Raw genomic sequence first — 1404 nt, forward strand, 5'->3', positions numbered from 1 at the left:
GAGAGCTACCGGGTCGGTTGCGGCAGACTCGGGTTCGGTAGCCGCTGGCGGGTGAGCACTCTCGGTTGCAGGACGCGTGGCAGTCCTATTGACAGATCGTGCCCCTGCCGGTGGTCGGGAGACGGTATCGCTGATGGGATGTCGTGCCCGCCGCCGTCGGCGTGAGGACTTGATCATTAGCTCGCGGCAGTTCTCCCGTCGCTGCCGAACAGGTCGCTGGACTGTGGAGCTGGCGGGAGGCGTGGCGTGCTGTTCGTGGGAGACGATTGGGCCGAGGACCACCACGATGTCGAGGTGCAGGACGAAGCGGGTCGGCGGCTGGGCAAGGCGAAACTCGAGGAGGGGATCGGCGGGATCGCCGGCCTGCATGCGCTGATCGGAGCGCAGTTGGGCGAGGACGACGATCCGGTCCAGGTGGTGGTCGGTATCGAGACCGATCGGGGCCCGTGGGTGCAGGCGCTGATCGCCGCCGGCTACCAGATTTATGCGGTCAACCCGCTGCAGGTGGCCCGGTATCGGGAACGGCACGGGGTGTCCGGGGCCAAGAGCGACGCCGGTGACGCCCACGCCTTGGCCGACATGGTGCGCGTTGACCGGCATCAACTGCGTCCGGTCGCCGGCGACAGCGCCACGGCGGAGGCGATCAAGGTGGTGGCCCGGGCGCACCAGACGCTGATTTGGGAACGCACCCGCCACATCCTGCGGCTGCGGCAGACGCTGCGGGAGTTCTTCCCCGCCGCGCTGGTCGCGTTCGACGACCTGGCCGCCGCAGACACGTTGGACCTGCTGGGCAAGGCACCGGACCCCGCCTCGGCAGCCCGCCTGACGACCACACAGATCGCCGGCGCTCTGAAGCGGGCACGGCGGCGTGAAGTGCCAGCCAAGGCCGAGAAGCTGCAGACAACCCTGCGCAGCCAGCAACTGGGCCAGCCAGCGGCAGTCACCGCGGCTTACGCAGCCACCGTCCGCGCCCAGATCGCGATCCTGACCACCCTGCAGACACAGATCAAGGCAATGGAGGCACAGGTCGAGGCGCATTTTGGGCAGCACCCGGACGCTGAGATCTACCTCAGCCAACCCGGCCTGGGCCGCATCCTCGGCGCCCGGGTGCTTGCCGAGTTCGGCGACGACCCCACCCGCTACGCCGACGCCAAAGCACGCCGCAACTACGCCGGCACCAGCCCCATCACCCGCCAATCCGGCAAGAAGAAGATCGTCCTGGCCCGCTACGTGCACAACGACCGGCTCATCGACGCCCTCGGCCGACAGGCCTTCGCCGCCCTCATCGCCTCCCCCGGCGCTCGCGCCTACTACGACCAGCAACGCCACCGAGGCATCAGCCACCACGCCGCGCTACGCCAACTCGGCAACCGCCTCGTCGGCATCCTCCACGGCTGCCTCAAA

Annotated in this window: 1 protein-coding gene; it reads left to right on the forward strand. The window is 68.9% G+C overall.

Annotated elements, in window-relative coordinates:
- Window positions 1-246 precede the first annotated feature (246 nt).
- A partial coding sequence (locus NFX44_RS33190; RefSeq protein WP_262287547.1) for an IS110 family transposase occupies window positions 247-1404 on the forward strand: 1158 nt, incomplete at its 3' end.

The sequence above is a fragment of the Micromonospora sp. MA102 genome, from assembly GCF_025460765.1.
Taxonomy (GTDB): Bacteria; Actinomycetota; Actinomycetes; order Mycobacteriales; family Micromonosporaceae; genus Micromonospora; species Micromonospora halotolerans.